Origin of the sequence: Kitasatospora sp. NPDC048545 (genome assembly GCF_040651155.1) — a bacterium.
Taxonomy (GTDB): domain Bacteria; phylum Actinomycetota; class Actinomycetes; order Streptomycetales; family Streptomycetaceae; genus Kitasatospora.
The window spans coordinates 1-16,012 of the sequence record NZ_JBEZIQ010000064.1; the positions used below are offsets into that span (position 1 = coordinate 1).

Annotated in this window: 14 protein-coding genes; 5 read left to right on the top strand and 9 right to left on the bottom strand. The window is 72.9% G+C overall.

Annotated elements, in window-relative coordinates; all coding sequences use genetic code 11:
- The coding region (locus AB0D10_RS38580) for an acyl-CoA dehydrogenase family protein (RefSeq protein WP_360265339.1) at window positions 1-138 on the bottom strand (138 nt) is incomplete at its 3' end.
- A 257-nt stretch (window positions 139-395) separates the two neighbouring features.
- On the opposite strand from AB0D10_RS38580, the gene AB0D10_RS38585 reads away from it, so the two are divergent.
- Window positions 396-1,733 carry a UDP-glucose/GDP-mannose dehydrogenase family protein gene (locus AB0D10_RS38585; RefSeq protein ID WP_360265235.1) on the top strand — a complete coding sequence of 446 codons (1,338 nt, stop codon included), beginning with the start codon at window positions 396-398 and terminating at the stop codon, window positions 1,731-1,733.
- A 130-nt stretch (window positions 1,734-1,863) separates the two neighbouring features.
- Window positions 1,864-2,277, top strand: a complete 414-nt coding sequence (locus AB0D10_RS38590; RefSeq protein WP_360265237.1) for a CoA-binding protein — start codon at window positions 1,864-1,866, stop codon at window positions 2,275-2,277.
- Window positions 2,278-2,288: 11 nt separating this feature from the next.
- Here the strand turns inward: AB0D10_RS38590 and AB0D10_RS38595 are convergent, their stop codons facing one another.
- From AB0D10_RS38595 to AB0D10_RS38605, 3 genes are read right to left on the bottom strand one after another with little or no spacing between them, the layout of a single operon-like run.
- A complete protein-coding gene (locus tag AB0D10_RS38595) occupies window positions 2,289-3,503 on the bottom strand; it encodes a dipeptidase (protein WP_360265240.1) in 1,215 nt (404 codons plus the stop codon).
- Window positions 3,504-3,536: 33 nt separating this feature from the next.
- Window positions 3,537-4,073, bottom strand: coding sequence for a 5-(carboxyamino)imidazole ribonucleotide mutase (gene purE / locus AB0D10_RS38600; RefSeq protein ID WP_360265243.1), 537 nt, complete (start codon window positions 4,071-4,073; stop codon window positions 3,537-3,539).
- Complete coding sequence (locus AB0D10_RS38605; protein WP_360265246.1) at window positions 4,070-5,209, bottom strand: 5-(carboxyamino)imidazole ribonucleotide synthase; 1,140 nt, start codon at window positions 5,207-5,209, stop codon at window positions 4,070-4,072. The genes purE and AB0D10_RS38605 overlap by 4 nt, the downstream gene beginning before the upstream one ends.
- Window positions 5,210-5,467: 258 nt before the next feature.
- Between AB0D10_RS38605 and AB0D10_RS38610 the strand changes: the two genes are divergently transcribed.
- Window positions 5,468-6,028 carry a GtrA family protein gene (locus AB0D10_RS38610; protein ID WP_360265248.1) on the top strand — a complete coding sequence of 187 codons (561 nt, stop codon included), beginning with the start codon at window positions 5,468-5,470 and terminating at the stop codon, window positions 6,026-6,028.
- A 108-nt stretch (window positions 6,029-6,136) separates the two neighbouring features.
- Here AB0D10_RS38610 and AB0D10_RS38615 read toward each other — a convergent pair whose 3' ends face one another.
- Window positions 6,137-7,384 carry an ATP-binding protein gene (locus AB0D10_RS38615; protein WP_360265251.1) on the bottom strand — a complete coding sequence of 416 codons (1,248 nt, stop codon included), beginning with the start codon at window positions 7,382-7,384 and terminating at the stop codon, window positions 6,137-6,139.
- Between the two features lie 63 nt (window positions 7,385-7,447).
- Window positions 7,448-8,122 (bottom strand): response regulator transcription factor, encoded by a 675-nt coding sequence (locus AB0D10_RS38620; protein ID WP_030058577.1) that lies wholly within the window; start codon window positions 8,120-8,122, stop codon window positions 7,448-7,450.
- 330 nt (window positions 8,123-8,452) lie between these two features.
- Between AB0D10_RS38620 and AB0D10_RS38625 the strand changes: the two genes are divergently transcribed.
- Both AB0D10_RS38625 and AB0D10_RS38630 read left to right on the top strand, forming a co-directional pair.
- Window positions 8,453-9,961 (top strand): oligopeptide:H+ symporter, encoded by a 1,509-nt coding sequence (locus AB0D10_RS38625; RefSeq protein ID WP_360265254.1) that lies wholly within the window; start codon window positions 8,453-8,455, stop codon window positions 9,959-9,961.
- An 88-nt stretch (window positions 9,962-10,049) separates the two neighbouring features.
- Window positions 10,050-12,131, top strand: a complete 2,082-nt coding sequence (locus tag AB0D10_RS38630) for a prolyl oligopeptidase family serine peptidase (protein ID WP_360265257.1) — start codon at window positions 10,050-10,052, stop codon at window positions 12,129-12,131.
- 93 nt (window positions 12,132-12,224) lie between these two features.
- Here AB0D10_RS38630 and hutI read toward each other — a convergent pair whose 3' ends face one another.
- From hutI to AB0D10_RS38645, 3 genes are all read right to left on the bottom strand, one after another.
- Window positions 12,225-13,391: an imidazolonepropionase gene (gene hutI, locus AB0D10_RS38635; RefSeq protein WP_360265260.1), complete on the bottom strand. Its 1,167-nt coding sequence runs from the start codon at window positions 13,389-13,391 to the stop codon at window positions 12,225-12,227.
- A gap of 74 nt (window positions 13,392-13,465) precedes the next feature.
- Complete coding sequence (locus AB0D10_RS38640) at window positions 13,466-14,824, bottom strand: formimidoylglutamate deiminase (RefSeq protein ID WP_360265263.1); 1,359 nt, start codon at window positions 14,822-14,824, stop codon at window positions 13,466-13,468.
- A complete protein-coding gene (locus AB0D10_RS38645; protein ID WP_360265342.1) occupies window positions 14,815-15,996 on the bottom strand; it encodes an allantoate amidohydrolase in 1,182 nt (393 codons plus the stop codon). The genes AB0D10_RS38640 and AB0D10_RS38645 overlap by 10 nt, the downstream gene beginning before the upstream one ends.
- Window positions 15,997-16,012 lie beyond the last annotated feature (16 nt).

The window sequence follows — 16,012 nt, forward strand, 5'->3', positions numbered from 1 at the left end:
CCGCCCCTGCTCGTCCACCTCCGCCGCGAACGGAGCGATCTTCGCCTCGGACAGCGAACGCACCGCCTCACGAAGCATCTCGTGCTCCTCGGAGATGCGGAAGAGATCGAAGTCAGCCGCCCCTGCGCTGCCAGCCATGATGCCTGCCTCGTCGTCCAGTGGCCGGAGCCCAGTGACCGAAGTCGGATCCGGTCCGTTCGAACCGGTCCGATCGACGTCGAATCCGGGGTTAACTACCGTTCAGTAGAGATCCTAGGGCTCCCACCTGCGGCTGCCTAGCGCCCCGGGCGCACGGGCGATCCCTGCACGCCCGGGCGGGGCGGATAGCATCGGGGGCGTCCGCGCCGGTCCGAGTCCACATCCGGACCGGTCGAGTCCGCACCCAGGGAGAACCCGTGACCCTCCGCATCTCCGTGATCGGCACCGGCTACCTCGGCGCCACGCACGCCGCCGCGATGGCCGAGTTCGGCTTCGAGGTGCTGGGCCTGGACATCGACCCCGACAAGATCGCCATGCTCACCGCCGGCCGCGTCCCGATGTACGAGCCGGGCCTGTCCGAACTGCTGCTCAAGCACGTGGCCGGGCACGAAGGATCGACCGGGCGGCTGCGCTTCACCACCTCCGTCCAGGAGGTCGCCGAGTTCGGCGACGTGCACTTCGTCTGCGTCAACACCCCGCAGCGCAAGGGCGAGTTCGCCGCCGACATGTCGTACGTCGACACCGTGATCGACGAACTGGCGCCGCACCTGACCCGCCCGGCCCTGGTCGTCGGCAAGTCCACCGTCCCGGTCGGCTCGGCGGCCCGGCTGGCCGAGCGGCTGACCGCGCTGGCCCCGGTCGGCGAGGGCGCCGAACTCGCCTGGAACCCGGAGTTCCTGCGCGAGGGCTTCGCCGTCCAGGACACCCTGCGGCCGGACCGGATCGTGGTCGGCGCCCAGAGCGAGCGGGCCGAGCGGCTGCTGCGCGAGGTGTACGCGGAGCCGATCGCGGCCGGGGTGCCGTTCCTGGTCACCGACTACGCGACCGCCGAGCTGGTCAAGGCAGCCGCCAACTCCTTCCTGGCCACCAAGATCTCCTTCATCAACGCGATGGCCGAGGTCTGCGAGGCGGCCGGTGCGGACGTCACCCTGCTCTCCGCCGCACTCGGCCACGACGAGCGGATCGGCCGCAAGTTCCTCAACTCCGGCCTCGGCTTCGGCGGCGGCTGCCTGCCCAAGGACATCCGCGCCTTCATGGCCCGGGCCGGCGAGCTCGGCGCCGACCAGGCGCTGACCTTCCTGCGCGAGGTCGACTCGATCAACATGCGGCGCCGCTCCCGGATGGTCGAGCTGGCCCGCGAGCAGTGCGGCGGCGGCTTCCTGGGCCGCCGGATCGCCGTCCTCGGCGCCGCGTTCAAGCCCAACTCGGACGACATCCGGGACTCCCCCGCCCTCAACGTGGCCGCCCAGATCCAGCTCCAGGGCGCCCAGGTCACCGTCTACGACCCGAAGGCCGTGGACAACGCCCGCAAGATGTTCCCCTCCCTGGCCTACGCGGGCTCCGCCCTGGAGGCCGCCGAGGGCGCCCACGTCGTCCTCCACCTCACCGAGTGGGCGGAGTTCCGCGAGCTGGACCCGGCCGAGCTGGGCGCCGTGGTCGCCGAGCGCCGCCTCCTCGACGGCCGCAACGTCCTCGACGCCGAGGCCTGGCGTGCCGCCGGCTGGACCTACCGCGCCCTGGGCCGCCCCAGCTGACACCCCCGCCCACAACGCGCCCGCCCGCCCCGGACCCGGAGGCGGGCGTTCGCCGTTCGCCCCGGGGCCGCCCCCCGGGCGCCCGGGCCCAGACCGGAATCCCGCGGCCCCCCGCGTCGTTGGTACCGGCATGACGAGCTACGGCGACGACGCGACGGTCCGCGAGATCCTCACCGGCACCGGGGACACCTGGGCCGTGGTCGGCCTCTCCACCAACACCGCCCGGGCGGCGTACGGGGTGGCCCGGGTCCTCCAGAAGTACGGCAAGCGGATCGTGCCGGTGCACCCGAAGGCCGAGACGGTCCTCGGCGAGCAGGGGTACGCCTCGCTCGCCGAGATCCCGTTCCCGGTTCACGTGGTGGACGTGTTCGTGAACAGCGCGCTGGCCGGTGAGGTGGCCGACCAGGCGGTGGCGGTCGGTGCGAAGGCGGTCTGGTTCCAGCTCGGTGTGATCGATGCGGCCGCGTACGAGCGGACCCGGGCCGCCGGGCTCTCGATGGTGATGGACAAGTGCCCGGCCATCGAGATCCCGCTGCTCGCCTAGCCGGGGCCGCCTCAGGAACCGGCGCCGTCCAGCTGGGCGATGGTGGCGATGGACGGGCGGCGGCTCGCCCGGAGTCCGGCGGCGGCCGACTCGGCGTCGCGCAGCACGCGGACGGCGTTGTGCCAGGTGAGCTTGGCGAGGTCGGCCTCCGACCAGTGCCGGCGCAGGAGTTCGGCGACCAGGTTGGGGTAGCCGGCCACCGAGTCCAGGCCGTCCGGCAGGAAGGCGGTGCCGTCGAAGTCGCCGCCGATGCCGATGTGGTCGATGCCGGCGACCTCGCGCATGTGGTCGAGGTGGTCGGCGACGGTGGCGGGGGTGGCGATCGGGCGCGGGTGCGCGGCCTCGAAGGCGCGCTGGTGCTCCATGCCTGCCGGGGTGGTGTCCAGCGGGTGGAAGCCGTGGGCGCGCATGTTCTCGTCGGCGGCCAGGGTCCACTCGATGGCGGCGGGCAGGATGAACTTGGGCACGAAGGTGGCCATCGCCACGCCGCCGTTGGCGGGCAGCTGGGCGAGCACGTCGTCCGGCACGTTGCGCGGGTGGTCGCAGACCGCGCGGGCGGAGGAGTGCGAGAAGACCACCGGCGCCTCGGTGACCCGCAGGGCGTCGCGCATGGTGTCGGCGGAGACGTGCGAGAGGTCGACCAGCATGCCGAGCCGGTTCATCTCCCGGACGACCTCCTCGCCGAAGCGGGTCAGTCCGCCGGCCACCGGCTTGTCGGTCGCGGAGTCGGCCCACGGCACGTTGTCGTTGTGGGTGAGCGTCAGGTAGCGCACGCCCAGCTCGTACAGGGCCCTCAGGGTGGCGAGCGAGCAGTCGATGGAGTGGCCGCCTTCGGCGCCCATCAGGGAGGCGATCCGGCCCTCGGCGCGGGCGGCCTCGATGTCGTCGGCGGTCCGGGCGAGGCGGAGCCGGTCGGGGTAGCGCTCGACCAGGGCGTGGACGAAGTCGATCTGCTCCAGGGTGGCGCTCACCGCGTGGTCGCCGGCCAGCGAGGCCGGGACGTAGACGGACCAGAACTGCGCGCCGACCCCGCCCTCCGCAAGGCGGGCGAGGTCGGTGTGCAGGCGGTCGCTCTGGTCGGCGGCGAGGTCGAGCGCGCCGAGGTCGTACCCGGCCTGCTCGCGCATCGCCCAGGGGAGGTCGTTGTGGCCGTCCACGACGGGGGCGGTGCGCAGCAGGGCTCGGGCGCGGTCCAGCGCGGCGGGGTTGTCCAGCTCAGAGGTCATGCGAGCTGTTCTACCCCACCGCCGTGACCGTGATTACTTGCCGAAGCCGAAGGAGGACGAACCGGCCACCTTGGCGCGGAGCTTCTTGCCCTTGTCGGTGGCCTGGTTGTTCAGCTCGGCCTGGAACTCGGTCATCCGCTCGGTGAGCTCGGAGTCGAAGGCGGCGAGCATCCGGACCGCGAGCAGGCCCGCGTTGCGCGCGCCGGCGACCGAGACGGTCGCGACCGGGACGCCGGCCGGCATCTGGACGATCGACAGCAGGCTGTCCATGCCGTCCAGGTAGCGCAGCGGCACCGGCACGCCGATGACCGGCAGCGGGGTGACGGAGGCCAGCATGCCCGGCAGGTGGGCCGCGCCGCCGGCGCCCGCGATGATCGCCTTCAGGCCGCGCTTGTGGGCGTTCTCGCCGTAGGCGACCATCTCGCGCGGCATCCGGTGGGCGGAGACGACGTCCACCTCGTACGGGATCTCGAACTCGTCGAGGGCCTGGGCGGCGGCCTCCATGACGGGCCAGTCGGAGTCCGAGCCCATGACGATGCCCACGACGGGCTGGGAGGCGGAGGCGCTCATTCGGTGATCGTTCCTCGCAGGTAGGCGGCCGCGTGGCGGGCGCGCTCGCGGACGTCTTCGAGGTCGTCCCCGAAGACGTTGACGTGGCCGACCTTGCGGCCGGGCTTCACGTCCTTCCCGTACATGTGGATCCGCAGCCCGGGGTCGCGGGCCATGCAGTGCAGGAAGGCGTGGTACATGTCCGGGTAGTCGCCGCCGAGGACGTTGACCATGACGGTCCACTTGGCGCGCGGCCGGGGGTCGCCGAGCGGGAGGTCGAGGACGGCCCGCAGGTGGTTCTCGAACTGGGAGGTGACGGCGCCGTCCTGGGTCCAGTGCCCGGAGTTGTGCGGGCGCATGGCGAGCTCGTTGACCAGGATCCGGCCGTCGCGGGTCTGGAACAGCTCGACGGCGAGGTGGCCGGTGATGCCGAGTTCGCCGGCGATCCGCAGGGCGAGCTGCTGGGCCTCGTCGGACAGGGCGGGGTCGAGGTCCGGCGCGGGGGCGGTGACCTCGGCGCAGACGCCGTTCTCCTGGACGCTCTCCACGACCGGGTAGGCGACGGCCTGGCCGCTGGGCGAGCGAACGACGTTGGCGGCCAGCTCGCGGACGAAGTCGACCTTCTCCTCGGCCAGCACGGGGACTCCGGCCAGGAACGGGGCCTGCGCCTCCTCCTCGCCGTCGACGACCCAGACGCCCTTGCCGTCGTAGCCGCCGCGGACGGTCTTCAGGACGACGGGGTAGCCGTTGCCCTCGTTCGCGAAGGCGGTGACGTCGGCCGGGTCGGCGACGATCCGGTGCCGGGGGCAGGGCACCCCGATGGAGTCCAGCTTGGCCCGCATCACGCCCTTGTCCTGGGCGTTGACGAGCGCCTCCGGGCCGGGGCGGACGGCGATGCCGTCGGCCTCCAGGGCCCGCAGGTGCCCGGTGGGGACGTGCTCGTGGTCGAAGGTGACCACGTCGCAGCCTGCGGCGAAGCGGCGCAGGGTGTCGAGGTCGCGGTAGTCACCGAGGACGACGTCGGAGACCACCTGCGCGGCGGAGTCCTGGGGCGTGTCGGCGAGGAGTTTGAACCTGACCCCGAGCGGGATGCCCGCCTGGTGTGCCATGCGGGCCAGCTGCCCGCCGCCGATCATGCCCACCACTGGAAAATTCACATTGCCCGGGGAAGTCACCCCGCCAGGATATCCGGGCCGGTGGGGGGCGGTGGAGCCGCTGGTGGGCCCTCGGAAGCGGACGCGCGTAGATGCGGACCCGGCCCCCTCGGGGCTGAGCCGTTCGGCGGAAGCGGGTAGCCTGGACGGCCAGGTCCTGGTCTACGCGGTCCGATCATGTGCGTGCACGCAGGGCTCAAGGGGCGACCGCGCCGCCGCGATCAGCCCTCTCGACCCGCAGGTACATGGAGGCAGTCCGGCATGGCGACGACCGCAGCTTCGAAATCGTCGCTCGCGCAGAAACTGCGTGGGCTCAAGGGCGAAGTCGTGAAGTTCGGGATCGTCGGCCTGAGCGGCGTGGTGGTCAACTTCGCCGTCTTCTGGGTCTGCATCAACGGCCTGGGCCTCGCCTCGGTGCGCTCCAACATCGCCGCGACGGTGATCGCGATCGCCACCAACTACCTCGGCTACCGCTACTGGCTGTACCGGGACCGCGACGCCGCCTCCCGCAAGCGCGAGATCACGCTCTTCCTGGTCTACAGCGGCATCGGCATGCTGATCGAGACCGGCGTGCTCGGCTTCTCGGTGTACGTGCTGAAGCTGGACTCGCACTACGAGCAGCTGGGCGCCAAGGTGATCGGCCTCGCGGTGGCCACCGTGTTCCGCTTCGTCTCGTACCGCACCTGGGTGTTCAAGGCCGTGCCCGAGTCGGTCGAACTGCCGGCCCAGCAGCCTGCGGGCGCCGCCGGCGGCCAGGAGCTGGCCGCCCAGGCCGAGCTGATGCTGGCCGCCGAGCAGATCCGCTACGCCAAGGCCGAGTAGGCCCCGCGAACCTCCCGCGCAGACCACACGCAGCCCCGGCAGGCCGACCAGGCCGCCGGGGTTCGTCGTTCCCGCAGCGCCGCCGGCCGGGCTCCGGTCCTCGTGGCCTCAGTCGGCGTGGCTGCGCCCGAGGAAGATCGCGAACACCGGGGGCTTCAAAGAGAGCAGTTCGAGCCGCCCGCCGTCCGCCTCCGCGAGGTCGCGGGCGACGGCGAGGCCGATGCCGGTGGAGTTGCGGCCGCTGACCGCGCGCTCGAACACCCGGTTGCCGAGGTCCGGCGGCACCCCCGCGCCCTGGTCCTGCACCTCGACCACCACCGAGGTGCCGGACGGCCGGACCCGCAGGGTGATCGTCCCGGCGCCGTGCATCAGGGAGTTCTCGATCAGGGTGGCCAGCACCTGGGCGACCGTTCCCGGGGTGCCGACCGCGGTGATCCCGTGCAGGCCCTCCAGGGACAGCACCCGGTTCTTCTCCCGCAGCGTCGGGCCCCACTCCTCCACCTGCTGCTTGATGACCTCGTCCAGGTCGAAGGCGACGGCGGTGGGGCTGCGCGGGTCGCGCTGGGTGGTGAGCAGTCGCTGGACGACGTCGGTGAGCCGCTCGACCTGCTGGAGGGCGATGGTCGCCTCCTCCTTGACCGTCTCCGGGTCCTCGGCGAGGGCGGTGATCTCCTCCAGCCGCATGGAGAGGGCGGTGAGCGGGGTGCGCAGCTGGTGCGAGGCGTCGGCGGCGAGCCGGCGTTCGGCGGTGAGCATCCGGGCGATCCGCTCGGCGCTGGTGTCCAGCACCTCGGCGACCCGGTCGAGCTCGGGCACCCCGTAGCGGCGGTCGCGCGGGCGCGGGTCGCCGGAGCCGAGCCGTTCGGCGGTCTCGGCGAGGTCGGTGAGCGGGCGGGCGAGCCGCTTGGCCTGCCAGACCGCGAGCGCCACGGCGGCCTGGACGGCGAGCAGCGCGACGACGCCGAGCAGCAGCAGGTTGTTGGCGATCTCGTGGTCGACGTCCGCGCGGGACTGCTCGACGGTGACGGTCTCGCCGCTGTTGCCGCGTTCGACGGCCTTCAGCAGGTGGTCCCCGGCCGGGCGGGCGCCGGCGGAGACCACCTGCTGGCCGGGGACCTGTACCTCGACGTAGCTGCCCTCGGTGACCTGGCTCTCGAAGGCCCGCGCCTCGGTGACCGACTCGCCCGCCGCGATCCGGCTCTCGACCAGGGCGAGCACCCGGACGGCGGCGGCGTCGACCCGGTCCTGGGCCGAGCTGACGATGGTGCGCTTCTCGACCAGGGCGAGCGGTACGCAGAACACCACGACCACCACCAGGACGACGCCCAGCAGCGAGTTGATCATCCGGCGTTTCACGCTGCCGCTCCCCGAGGTGTTCCGCTTCACCGGCCGTGGCCCGGTCCCGATCTCCGTACGGGACTAATTCTTCTCGAACCGGAACCCGACCCCGCGCACGGTGGCGATGTAGCGCGGGTTGGCCGCGTCGTCGCCGAGCTTCTTGCGGAGCCAGGAGATGTGCATGTCCAGGGTCTTGGTCGAGGTCCACCAGGTGGTATCCCAGACCTGGCGCATGATCTCCTCGCGGGTGACCACCCGGCCGGCGTCCCGGACCAGCACGCGCAGCAGCTCGAACTCCTTGGCGGAGAGGGTGAGCTCCTCGTCGCCGAGCCAGGCGCGGTGGGACTCGATGTCGATCTTCACCCCGTGTGCGCCGGTGGTGAGCTGGTCGACGTTGCCGCGGCGGAGCAGGGCCCGGACGCGGGCGAGCAGTTCGGCGAGGCGGAAGGGCTTGGTGACGTAGTCGTCGGCGCCGGCGTCGAGGCCGACCACGGTGTCCACCTCGTCGGCGCGGGCGGTGAGCACCAGGACGGGGCAGCTCTTGCCGTCGGCGCGCAGTCGGCGGCAGACCTCCAGGCCGTCCATCTCGGGCAGGCCGAGGTCCAGGACGACGAGGTCGACCTCCTCGGTGAGGCCGGCGGCGAGTGCGGTCGGACCGTCCTCGCGGACGAGCACCTCATAGCCCTCGCGTCGCAGGGCCCGGGCGAGCGGTTCGGAGATCGCCGGATCGTCCTCGGCGAGCAGCACACAGGTCATGTGGTGATGGTAGTCCGCCGGGGTATGGCCGGACGCCCTGTGAGGTAGTTCACAGAGCGTGATCGTTATACAGGCATCCGACTGAACTCAACAGGGTGTTGCAGACCGCCGGTTCAGCAAAGAATCCCCTTCTGGATCTTGAATCCGAAGGAAGAGAACCCCGTCTACCATGGATCGATCGGGAAGATCTGTTGATCTCTTTGCCATTGCCATACCTAATTCGTGGCTTTTGTCATCTGATAGAGCCAAATATCGCCACGTAGAGTGGTTCAAGTCCACGTCCGCCGCCACCCCCCTAGGCGGACGCTGTCAGGCAAGGAACCACTACACATGGCGTCTACGACCCTGGACGCCGACGTCACGTCGGCCTCTCCCAGCGGCAAGACCTTTCTCGGCCACCCCCGAGGACTCGCCACTCTCTTCATGAGCGAGATGTGGGAGCGCTTCAGCTACTACGGCATGCGCGCCCTGCTGGTGCTCTACATGACCGCCTCCCTCACGGACGGCGGCCTCGGCATGAAGACGGCGGTCGCCGCTGCCGTGTACAGCGTTTACACGGCCATGGTCTACCTGCTGGCCCTCCCGGGCGGTTGGATCGCGGACCGCTTCCTCGGCGCCCGCAAGACCGTCGCACTCGGTGGCTCGATCATCATGATCGGCCACTTCCTGCTGGCGGTCCCGTTCAGCGCGTCGTTCTTCGTCGGCCTCGCCTTCATCGCGGTCGGCTCGGGCCTGCTCAAGGCCAACATCTCGACGATGGTCGGCCACCTGTACGACGGCCCGAACGACCCGCGCCGTGACGGTGGCTTCACCGTCTTCTACATGGGCATCAACCTCGGCGCCTTCGCGGCCCCGCTGGTCATCGGCACCGTCGGCCAGAGCGTCAACTGGCACCTCGGCTTCGCCCTGGCCGGCGTCGGCATGGCCCTCGGCCTCGCCCAGTTCCTGCTGGGCACCCGCCACCTGAGCCCGAAGAGCGACATCGTCACCTCGCCGATCAGCGCGGACGAGAAGCGGAAGATCTTCACCAAGGCCGGCATCTGGCTGGCCGTCGCCGCCGCCTTCTACGCGGTCGTCGGCTTCACCGGCCACTTCACGATCAACTGGGCGATCTGGCCGCTGTCCATCGCGGGCCTGGCGATCCCGGTGCTCGTCTTCGCCAAGGTGAAGCGCGACAAGGACCTCGACTCCACCGAGCAGTCCAAGATGAGCGGCTACATCTGGTTCTTCGTCGCCGCCGCCGTGTTCTGGATGATCTACGACCAGTCCGGCTCGACGCTGAGCATCTTCGCCGACGAGCACACCGCGTCCACGCTGTTCGGGATCGACTTCCCGTCCACCTGGTTCCAGTCGCTCAACCCGCTGTACATCATGGCGCTGGCGCCGGTCTTCGCCTGGATCTGGGTCGCGCTGGCCCGCCGGTCGAAGAACCCCAGCACCACCATGAAGTTCGCCTTCGGTCTGCTGATGATCGGCGTCTCCTTCATGGTCATGATGCTGGCGATGGGCGCCGCCTCCGGCGGCACCAAGGTCACCCCGCTGTGGCTGGCCGTGGTCTACCTGGTCCAGACCGTCGGTGAGCTCACCCTCTCCCCGGTCGGCCTGTCCGTCACCACCAAGCTGGCGCCCACCAAGTACGCCAGCCAGATGATGGGCGTCTGGTTCCTCGCCGTCACCGCGGGCGACTGCGTCGCCGCGATCTTCCAGCTGGTGCTGGGCGACAAGGTGGTCGGCGGCACCGCGTACTTCGCGGTCCAGGGCGCCATGGCGATCCTCGCCGGCATCGCGCTGGCGCTGTACCGCAAGAAGGTCGTCAAGCTCATGGGCGACGTGCACTGACGCGCTGACGACCGGCTCACGACTCCGGGGCCGCCGTGGATTCCTGAGATCCACGGCGGCCCCGGCCGTTTTCTGCCTACCGTGCGGCATGCCCACCGACTCCCTGCCCCGCAGCCTCGCCCGGACCCGGCGGTTCACCCTCGGCGCCCCCACCCGGCCGCGACCGAGCGCCGACGGCACCACCGTCCTGTTCCTGCGCAGCCGCGGCGACACCGATCCACTGGACTGCCTCTGGGCCCTGGACACCGCCACCGGCGCGGAACGGGTGGTCGCCGACCCGGCCGCCCTCGGCGCCGACACCGGCATCGCCGCGTACGACACCGACGCCACCGGCCGGCTCGCCGCCTTCACCCTCGGCGACGCCCTGTGGATCGCCGACACCACTGCCGACACCACGGCCCCCGCCGACGGCCCCGCCGAGGCCGCCGTCCGCGCCGTCCCGACCGCCGTCCCCGGGCCGCCGCAGGACCCCCGTCCGGACCCGACCGGCCGCCGGATCGCCTACGTCACGGCCGGCGCCCTGCGGGTGGTCTCCGTCGACGGCACCGACGACCGGACACTCGCCGAACCCGAGTCCGAGGACGTGTCCTACGGCCTCGCCGAGTACGTCGCCGCCGAGGAGATGTACCGCACCCGCGGCCACTGGTGGTCCCCCGACGGCACCGCGCTGCTCGTCGCCCGGGTCGACGAACGCCCGGTCACCCGGGTCTTCCTGGCCGACCCCTCCGACCCGCACCGCCCGCCGCGCGTCCTGCGCTACCCACTGGCCGGCACCGCCAACGCCGACGTCTCGCTGTGGCTGCTCGGCCTCGACGGCAGCCGCACCGAGGTCCGCTGGGACCGCACCGCCTTCGAGTACCTCACCGCCGCCGGCTGGGACGCCCACGGCCCGTACGCCGCCGTGCAGAGCCGTGACCAGCGCACCGTCCGCACCCTGGCGGTCGGCCCGGACGGCACCACCCGGGTGCTCGCCGAGCAGCGCGACGAGCACTGGGTCGAACTCCTCCCCGGCCTGCCGGCCCGCACCGCCGCCGGCGCGCTGGTCGGCTCCACCGACCTGGACGACACCCGGCACCTGACCGTCGACGGCGAGCCGGTCACCTCGGCCGGGCTGCAGCTGCGCGAGGTGCTCGGCACCGACGGCGAGCAGGTGCTGTTCACCGCCTCCGACGAGCCCACCGAGACCCACCTCTGGACGTACCGGCCGGACACCGGCCTCCGTCGGCTGAGCAGCGGCCCCGGTCTGCACACCGGCGTACGGAACGGCGGCACCCTGGTGCTCACCACCCGGGCCGACGGCCACCCCGCCGGTCGCAGCACCGTCCTGCGCGAGGCCCGTCCGGAGCTCCCACTCGTCTCGCACGCCCGGCCGCCCGCGCCCGCCGCCCGGCCCGAACTGCTCCGGCTCGGCCCGCGCGAACTGCGCGCCTCACTGTTCCTGCCCACCGGCCACCGCCCCGGCGCCGGCCCGCTGCCCGTCCTGCTCGACCCGTACGGCGGGCCCGCGATGCAGAAGGCCACCTCCGGCGGCCTCTGGTGGGACCTGGTCTCGCAGTGGTTCGCCGACCAGGGCTTCGCGGTCCTCGTCGTGGACGGCCGCGGCACCCCCGGGCGCGGGCCGCGCTGGGAGAAGGCGGTGTACGGCGACAAGGCCGGCCCGGTGCTGGAGGACCAGATCGAGGGCCTGCGGGAGACCGACCGGCTACGGCCCGGGCTGCTCGACACCGGCCGGGTCGGCATCCGCGGCTGGTCCTTCGGGGGGTACCTCGCCGCCTACGCCGTCCTGCACCGCCCGGACGTCTTCCACGCGGCCTCGGCCGGGGCCGCCCCCACCGACTGGCGCACCTACGACACCCACTGGCAGGAGCGCTTCCTCGGCCACCCCGACGAGCACCCCGCGCACTACGACGAGGGTTCGCTGATCACCGCGGCGCCCGGCCTGCGCCGACCGCTGCTGCTGGTCCAGGGCCTCGCCGACGACAACGTCTTTCCCGCGCACACCCTGCGGCTCTCCCGGGCCCTGCTCGCCGCGGGCCGCCCGCACGAGGTCCTCCCGCTCGCCGCCACCGGGCACCGGCCGGGCGACGAGTCGGTGGTGGAGAACCTGCTGGGACTCGAACTGGACTTCCTACGGCGCTCCCTGGGCCCCGCACCGCGGATGCCGGCGTAGCGGGAAGCACCTGCCTGGCCGGACGCGAAGACGTGGCAGAAGGCTCCCGCGCCCGCCACCCCGGGGGCGCGGGAGCCTCCCGCAGACCGTCGGTCAGACCTCGCGGACACCCGCGCGCCAGACCGCGGCCGTCAGCGGCACGCCCGGCCGGTAGGCCAGGTGGACGTGCGAGGGCGCGTCGAGCAGCAGCAGATCGGCCCGGGCGCCGGGGGCGACCACGCCGACGTCGGTGCGGCGCAGCGCGCGGGCGCCGCCCGCGCTGGCCGCCCAGACCGCCTCGTCCGGCGTCATCCCCATCTCCCGCACCGCGACCGCGATGCAGAACGCCATCGAACTCGTGAAGCTGGAACCCGGGTTGCAGTCGGTGGACAGCGCCACCACGGCCCCCGCGTCCAGCAGCCGACGCCCGCTCGGGTACTCGGCCCGGGTGGAGAACTCCGCCCCCGGCAGCAGGGTCGCGACCGTCCCCGAGCCGGCCAGCGCCGCCACGTCCTCGTCCGTGAGGTGGGTGCAGTGGTCCGCCGAGGCGGCCCCCAGCTCGACGGCGAGCTGCACGCCGGGACCGTACGTGAGTTGGTTGGCGTGCACCCGGGGGGTGAGCCCGCGCTCGATGCCGGCGGTCAGGACCGCCCGCGCCTGGTCACCGTCGAAGGCGCCCTTCTCGCAGAAGACGTCCACCCACCGGGCGTGCGGGGCGCAGGCGTCCAGCATCTCGCCGGTGACCAGGTCGACGTACCCGGCCGGGTCCTCGGCGTACTCGGGGGCGACCACGTGCGCGCCCAGGTAGGTGGTCTCCGGGGTGTGCCGGGCGGCGATCCGCAGGGCCCGGGCCTCGTCCTCCACCGTCAGCCCGTAACCGGACTTGCACTCGATGGTGGTGGTGCCCTGGCGCAGCGCCTCCCGGACGAACCGGTCCAGGTTGGCGTCCAGTTCGGCGTCGGTCGCGGCCCGGGTGGCCGCCACCGTGGTGCGGATCCCGCCCGCCGTGTACGCCTGCCCGGACATCCGGGCGTTGAACTCGGCGGTGCGGTCCCCCGCGAACACCAGGTGGGCGTGCGAGTCGACGAAGCCGGGCAGCAGGGCCCGGCCCGCGGCGTCGACGCGCTCGTCCGCGGCCGGGGCCCGGTCCGCCGGGCCGACCCACGCGACGGTGGCGCCGTCCAGCACCACGGCCGCGTCGGTCAGCAGGCCGAGCGGCCCGGTGCCCCGCCCGGGGTCGTTGGTGACCAGGCTGCCGATGCCCGTGATCAAGGTGCTCAAGACAAGGCCTTCCGAAGGGAGTTGGACGGGGGTTCCCGCGGCGGGCGGGGGTCCCGCCGCGGGGGTCGGCGGGGTCAGCAGTCCAGCGCGCCGATGGCGGACCGCAGCGCGCCCGGGACGTCGGCCACCAGCTGGTGCGCACCGTCCCGGACGACGTGCCGGCCGCCGACCACGACGTGCCGCACGTCCGCCGCCGAGGCCGCGAAGACCGCGATCTCGGCGCCGAGCCGGGGCGGCGGGCCCGCGGTGCGGACCGAGTCCAGCGCGATCACCGTGAAGTCGGCGAGCGCCCCGGCCTCGATCCGCCCGGCCTCCGGCCAGCCGAGCGAGGCGTGCCCGTCCTCGGTGCCGGCCCGCAGCAGGGCGCCCGCCGTCCAGTGGCCGCGGGTGCGGGTGCGCAGCCGCTCGTCCAGCTCCAGGGCGCGGGCCTCCTCGAACGGGTCGATGACCGCGTGGCTGTCGCTGCCCAGGGTGATCGGGCAGCCCGCCGAGGCGAGCCGGCGGGCCGGGCCGATGCCGTCCGCGAGGTCCCGCTCGGTGGTGGGGCACATGCAGACGGTCGTGGAGGAGTCGGTGAGGAGCTTGACGTCCTCGTCGGTGAGGTGGGTGGCGTGCACGGCCGAGGTGAGCGGGCCGAGCGCGCCGTGCTCGGCGAGCAGCCGGGTCGGGGTGACGCCGTGTGCGGCGAGGCAGGCGTCGTTCTCGGCGGTCTGCTCCGAGAGGTGGACGTGCAGCGGCGCCCCGCGCGTCCGCGACCACTGCGCGACGGTGCCCAGCTGCTCGGCCGGGACGGCCCGGACGGAGTGGATGGCGGCGCCGATCCGGGCGTGCTCGCGCGGCTTGAGCGCGTCCGCCCGCTCGGCCCAGGCCTGCGCGTCGCCGTCGCTGAACCGCTGTTGCGGCCTGGTCGGCTCGGCTCCGAAGCCGGCGGACAGGTAGCAGGTGTCCAGCAGGGTGATCCGGATGCCGGCCCGGGCGGCGGCCTCGATCAGCGCCTCGCCCATCGCGTTCGGGTCGGTGTAGCGGGCGCCGCCGGGCGCGTGGTGCAGGTAGTGGAACTCGCCGACGGCGGTGATCCCGGCCAGCGCCATCTCGGCGTAGACGGCGGTGGCGAGCTCCAGGTAACTGTCCGGGTCGAGCACGCCGGCGAACCGGTACATGGTGTCGCGCCAGGTCCAGAAGGTGCCGGAGCCGACCTGCACGTGCCCGCGCAGCGCCCGGTGGAAGGCGTGCGAGTGGGCGTTCGCCTGGCCGGGCAGCAGCAGCCCTTCGAGGCGGACGGCGCCGGACGGGCAGGGCCCGCTGTCCGGCGTCACCGCGGTGATCAGGCCGCCGGGGCCGGTGGCGATCAGCACGTCCCGCTCGACCACCGGCCCGTTGGGGTGCGGCAGCCAGGCGTAGGGCGCCCAGTAGCTCACTGCGGTCACTGACACGCCAGGTCCTCCAGTACGTCGGCGAGGGCGGTGACCCCGGCCAGGCAGTCGGCCACCTCGGCGTGTTCGGCCGGGGAGTGCGAGACGCCGCTGGGGTTGCGCACGAACAGCATGGCGGTCGGGATCGCGGAGGCCAGGATCCCGGCGTCGTGTCCCGCGCCGGTGGGCAGCACCGGGGCGTCCAGGAGCTTGGCGAGCCGGTCGCGCAGCGGACCGTCGAACTCCACCACCGGGGTGTAGGACTCGCGGGTCAGCTCGACCCGGACGCCGTCGCGCTCGCCGCGCTCGGCGGCGGCCCGCTCGATCTCGGCGACCAGTTCGGTGAGCGTGCGCTCGTCGGCCGCCCGGGAATCGAGCCAGCCGCGCACCAGCGAGGCGATCGCGTTGGTGCCGTTGGGCTCGACCGCGACCTTGCCGAAGGTGGCGAGCGCGCCCGCGTGCTTCGCCTTCTTGCGGGCGGCGAGCACGGTGTTGGCGTAGGTCAGCATCGGGTCGCGGCGGTCCTCGATCCGGGTGGTGCCGGCGTGGTTGGCCTCCCCGTGGAAGTCGAACCGCCAGCGGCCGTGCGGCCAGATCGCGCCGGCCACGCCGACCGGCCGGCCCTCGGCGAGGTAGCGGCCCTGTTCGACGTGGAGCTCGACGAAGGCGCCGACCCGGGCCAGCCGGTCGTCGTCCGCGCCGATGGCGGTCGGGTCGTAGCCGGCCTTCTCCATCGCGTCGGGCAGCCGGACGCCGGTGGCGTCGCGCAGGTCGTACGCGGCCTCGCGGGAGAGCACCCCGGCGGTCAGCCGGGAGCCGATGCAGGCCACGCCGAACCGGGCGCCCTCCTCGTCGCCGAAGTTGACGATCGCCAGCGGCCGGGTGAACTCGGTTCCCCGGGCGCGGAGTTCGTCCAGCGCGGCGAAGGATGAGACCACCCCGAGCGGGCCGTCGAAGGCACCGCCGTCCGGGACGGAGTCCAGGTGCGAGCCGGTGACGACGGCCCCGCCGGCCTGCGGGTCGCCCAGCCAGGCCCACTGGTTGCCGTTGCGGTCAAGCTCGTACGTCAGGCCGCGGCTGCGGGCCTGCTGCTCGAACCAGGCGCGGCACTCGGCGTCTGCGGAGTTCCAGGCGAAGCGGCGGTAGCCGCCGGAGGCGGCGGAGCGGCCCACGGGGAGCAGCTCCGCCCACATCTCTTCGAACGAGGGT